The 727-nt window shown below is 62.5% G+C and carries 1 protein-coding gene; it reads left to right on the forward strand.

The window, feature by feature from the left end:
* Window positions 1–727, forward strand: a 727-nt coding sequence (locus tag AC1DVR_RS23830; protein ID WP_478003100.1) for an aldehyde dehydrogenase family protein, incomplete at both ends; no start/stop codon positions are given.

A 727-nucleotide genomic window follows, 5' to 3' on the forward strand; every position in this document is an offset into this window, starting at 1 on the left:
CCTACTGGGAGACCCTGGAATCCGGCAAGCCGATCAGTCAGTCGCTCGGCGAGATGGAAGGTGCGGCGCAGAATTTCGACTTGGGTGCCAGCCTTGCGATGACGCTGCACGGCGATAGCGCAAACCATCTCGGTGAGGGAATGATGGGCATCGTCACCCGTCAGCCGGTCGGCGTKGTGGGGCTGATCACGCCCTGGAACTTCCCGATGATCGTTCTGGCGGAACGCCTGCCCTATATCCTGGCTTCCGGCAACTCGGTGGTGGTGAAGCCCGCCGAGATCACCTCTGCCACCACGCTCATGTTGGCCGAGATCGCCGTGGCCGCTGGCCTGCCAGCCGGCGTCTACAACGTCGTTCCCGGCAGGGGCCGCGACGTGGGCCAGGCGATCTGCGAGCATGCCGATGTGGACATGGTTTCCTTTACGGGCTCGACGATGACGGGCGCATTGGTCCTGCAGGCATCGACCAAGAATTTCAAGAAGGTCGGACTCGAGCTCGGGGGCAAGAACCCGCAGATCGTCTTCGCCGATGCCGACCTGGAAGATGCGGCCGATGGGGTGGCCTTCTCGATGTGTTTCAACGCCGGCCAGTGTTGTGTTTCGGGCAGCCGCTTGATTGTTGAAGCCAGCGTGGCGGACCACTTCGTGGCGCTACTCAAGGAGAAGCTTTCCCGCGTGCGGATCGGAGATTGCCTGGACCCCGACAGTCAGATGGGCGCAATTTCCAC

Source organism: Rhodobacter sp. P2_H5 (assembly GCF_056403335.1).